At 57.8% G+C, this 4,007-nt stretch carries 3 protein-coding genes; all 3 read left to right on the top strand.

The annotated features are described in order from the left end of the window. Positions 1–303 precede the first annotated feature (303 nt). Entirely contained in the window at positions 304–1,857 is a 1,554-nt protein-coding gene (gene purH / locus JW937_07140; GenBank protein ID MBN1587186.1) for a bifunctional phosphoribosylaminoimidazolecarboxamide formyltransferase/IMP cyclohydrolase, read from the top strand. Between the two features lie 75 nt (positions 1,858–1,932). Further along, positions 1,933–3,342 (top strand): bifunctional folylpolyglutamate synthase/dihydrofolate synthase, encoded by a 1,410-nt coding sequence (locus JW937_07135; protein MBN1587185.1) that lies wholly within the window; start codon positions 1,933–1,935, stop codon positions 3,340–3,342. Further along, the coding region (locus JW937_07130) for a tRNA uridine-5-carboxymethylaminomethyl(34) synthesis GTPase MnmE (GenBank protein ID MBN1587184.1) at positions 3,339–4,007 on the top strand (669 nt) is incomplete at its 3' end. The genes JW937_07135 and JW937_07130, both read left to right, overlap by 4 nt.

Below are 4,007 nucleotides of genomic sequence, written 5' to 3'. Positions count from 1 at the left end.
TCGCACGTCTCGCATTACCGGTCCTTTGCGTCCCTTTTGCTCGAACTCTCATGCAATATCCGGGCTAAGAAACACTGCATTTTGCGATAGTTGCCTTTCTGCGTCCTGTTCACTCCGGAGCCGTTTTTCTGAACCTCTATAACATAATTGATTTGAGTAAGTTGCGTATAGTGTGTTTGACACTCAAAAAAATATTCTGTTAGCATATTCAAGTTCCTGTCAATATATTCTGCCCCCATTCAGCGGGGGCCATTCTTTCTGCAGGAAATAAGTCTTTTCTTCAAACATACGAGAGGGTTGCCCATGGTCCGAGTGAGTCGGGCGCTGGTCAGTGTGACAGACAAGACCGGCCTTCCTGAATTTGTGCGGGGCTTGCACGAGATGGGGGTGGAGATTCTTTCCACCGGGGGCACGGCACGACTCCTGGAGGAGGAGGGAATCCCGGTCCTTTCCGTGGGCGAATACACCGGCGCCGAGGAAATCATGGGCGGCCGCGTCAAGACCCTTCACCCCAAAGTCTTTGGATCTCTTCTGGCTCTGCGCGACAATCCGGATCACATGCAGCAGTTGCAGGATCGCGGTATGCGTCCGATCGATTTGTTGGTTGTCAATTTTTATCCCTTTGAGAAGGTGGCGCAGCAGCGCGGCGTGCGAATCGCCGAGCTTTTGGAAAATATCGATATCGGCGGGCCGGCCATGTTGCGCAGCGCGGCCAAGAATATGCGGCACGTGGCGGCCGTGTGTGACCCAGCGCGTTATGAGAATGTGCTTCAAGAGTTGCAGGAAAACGGCGGGTCGCTTAGCGAAAAGACGGTTCAGGACTTGGCAATACAGGCTTTTGAGGCCACTTCCAATTATGACCGCTTTGTCTGGAGTACTTTGAAGGAGCGCGCAGGCACTCTGACTGTGCCTTCCAATGGTTTGCCGGGCAGCGCTTTGGAGATTCGTGCGGAGAAGGTTCTTCCTTTGAGATACGGTGAAAACCCGCACCAGGCTGCGGCTCTCTATGCGCCGGCCGGTGAGACCCGGAGCGTTTTGGGCGCGCAGCTTCTGCACGGCAAGCCGCTTTCCTACAACAATCTCTTGGATCTGGAAGCCGCGTCTAATATTGCCAATGAGTTCACACGCCCGGCTGCTTGCGTGATCAAACACGGCAGTCCTTGCGGGGCTGCGGTGGGGAGTCGCCTATCCGAGGTCTTGGCCCAGGCATGGGCAGGGGATCCGCTTTCGGCTTTTGGCGGTATTGTGGGTTTTAATCGCGAAGTCGATCTGCCAACCGCGGAGATTCTCCTGGAGCTGGGATTCATTGAGTGCATTGTGGCGCCGGGATTCAGACTCAAGGCAAGCAAGGCCTTGCAGTCCAAAAAGAATTTGAGATTAGTGGTTTATACTCCGCCCAAGCAGGCCCCGCCGCGCATTCGCAGTTTGGGCTTGGGACTCTTGGTTCAGGAAGCGGACACGGGCAAGCTGGGGCGCCTGCGGGTTGTGACGCGCAAGAAACCCACCGAGGCCCAACTCAAATCTCTTAAGTTTGCCTGGACCCTTGCCAAACACGCGCTCTCCAATGCCATTGTCTTGGTGCAAAAGGAGGCTGTGGTCGGGGTCGGGGCCGGGCAAACGAGCCGGGTGGATGCAGTGAGACAGGCCATTAAAAAGGCAGGGGACCGGGCCCAGGGCGCGGTCCTGGCCAGCGACGGTTTCTTTCCCATGGCCGACGGTGTGACTGTTGCAGCCCGGGCCGGGATTAAGGCCATTATTCAGCCCGGGGGTTCGGTGCGGGATGAGCAGACAACGGCCGCGGCCGACAAGGCCAAGATGGCCATGGTCTTTACAGGAATGAGACATTTTAGGCACTAGATCTGGCAGCTTTCCTGCTTAAACTAGGTATGGTGGTATAAGGTCCTGTGCTGTAAGTAGTTAGATGAGGTCCCGATGACGTTCGAGCAAGCGCTGGATTATCTCCAGAGCAGAGTCAACTACGAAAATTTGACGGGTTACAAGACCCAGAAAGTCTTTAAGTTACAGCGAATGAAGGACTTGGTGCAGCGCCTCGGCCATCCGGAGCGCCAGGTTCCTTGTTTGCATGTGGCGGGCTCTCAGGGCAAGGGTTCCACTTGCGCGCTCACTTATTCCATTCTCAAGGCCGCCGGATACCGGGTCGGACTGTACACTTCTCCCCACTTGTCCTCTTTTTTAGAACGTTTTAGGGTCTCAAATACGGGCTCCAGCCCTTTTGGGAGCCCCTCTGCGGACTCGGATGAGACCCTTTCTGAGAAGGATTTTGCCCGGATCGTGTCCGGGCTGGCCCCTGAAATCAATGCCTATGAGCAGACCCTGGGGGCGGGGGAGAAGCTGACCTTCTTTGAGGTGACCACGCTTGTCGCTTTCAAGTACTTTGCCGAACGCCGGCTGGATGTGGCCCTTTATGAGGTAGGGCTTGGGGGCCGCCTGGATTCGACCAATGTCGTGGAACCCGTGGCTTGCGGGATTACGCGTATTAGCCGCGAACACGTCAAGGCGTTGGGTTTTAGCCTCATTCGTATTGGCACGGAAAAACTGGGCATTGTGAAGCCCGGTGTGCCGGTGGTCACGTCTCCGCAGTGGAAGAGTGTGGCCAAACTCACGCAGCAGATAGCCGAAGCGCAGAATGCGCCCCTCTATTGGGTGGGTCAGGATATCAAGACGGAGTCCTTGGCCATGACCCAAAATGCGCAGACATTTCGCGTGAAGGGTTTGGATGCGGATTACGGGACTTTGCGCATGCCGCTTCTGGGTGAGCACCAAGCCGAGAACGCAGGTGTGGCCATCGGGCTCGCAGAACTCTTCGCGCGCTTCAAGAAAAAGCCTTTGGGCGTGCGCGCCGTGATTAAGGGAGTGCAGGAAGTGCAGTGGCCGGGCCGCATGGAAGTTTGGGCCGGCCCTCCCCGGATCATTTTGGATACCGCGCACACCGTGGTGGGTGTTACAGCCCTGCGAAAGGCCGTCTCACGCATGCCCGGGACGCGGCGCATTGTCCTGGTGCTGGGAATTTGCCGCGACAAACTGGTGCGCCAGATTTGCCAGTCCTTGGTGCCCGCAGCTTCGGCTATTGTGTTAACCCAGCCCAATAATCCGCGCGCCCTGAGCGTGGGGGAGTTGGCCGACAACTTGCCTTCGAGCCGCATTCCGGTTCGCATTCGTGAGAGCGTGCCCGAGGCCTTGGAAGAGGCCCTGTCCGTGGCGCGGAATTACGGAGAAGACACCACCATCCTTGTCACGGGTTCCATCTTTGTTGTGGGAGAAGCGCGCGACTGGCTCAAAGAAAGCTTTCCCATCCCAGAGCGCGCGGCTCACTGGTCATGACCGAAGACACGATTGCGGCAATATCCACCCCCTTGGGGGAGGGGGGCATTGGGATTGTGCGGGTGAGCGGCCCTGAGGCCCTGGCTTTGGCGGAATCCGTGGCGCGAAATGCCAAAGGGGAAGCACTCAAGATGCCGGCTTCGCACAGGCTGCGTGTGGGCCGGGTCGTCAATGCCTCGGGCGAGACCTTGGATGAAGTGCTTTTTGTGAGCATGCGGGCCCCCAAGAGTTACACAGCCGAAGATGTGGTTGAAATCCATTGCCACGGCGGGATTCGTTCAACGCGCGCGGTCTTGGAGCTTTTGGTGCGCAATGGGGCGCGCTTGGCCGAGCCCGGAGAATTCACCAAACGCGCCTTTCTGAACGGGCGTCTGGACCTAACCCAGGCGGAGGCGGTCCTGGATCTGATTCGTGCCCAAACGGATTTGGGCCTGCGTGTGGCTTCCGAGCAATTGTCGGGACGGCTTTCAGGAATGATTTGCCAGGCGCGCAGCGCCTTGATGGATGTCTTGGCGGAAATTGAAGCGGCCCTGGATTTCCCGGACGAGGGTCTGGATTTTTTGCCCCAGCCGCAACTGCGTGCGCGTTTGAACGGGGCCAAGGCCCGGCTCGAAGGCCTGGCAGCCACGGCCAGGCGGGGGCGCGTGATCCGGCACGGATTAACC

This window comes from Candidatus Omnitrophota bacterium, from assembly GCA_016929445.1.
GTDB lineage: Bacteria > Omnitrophota > Gorgyraeia > JAFGIU01 > JAFGIU01 > JAFGIU01.
This window is presented reverse-complemented; position numbering and strand designations above follow the sequence as displayed.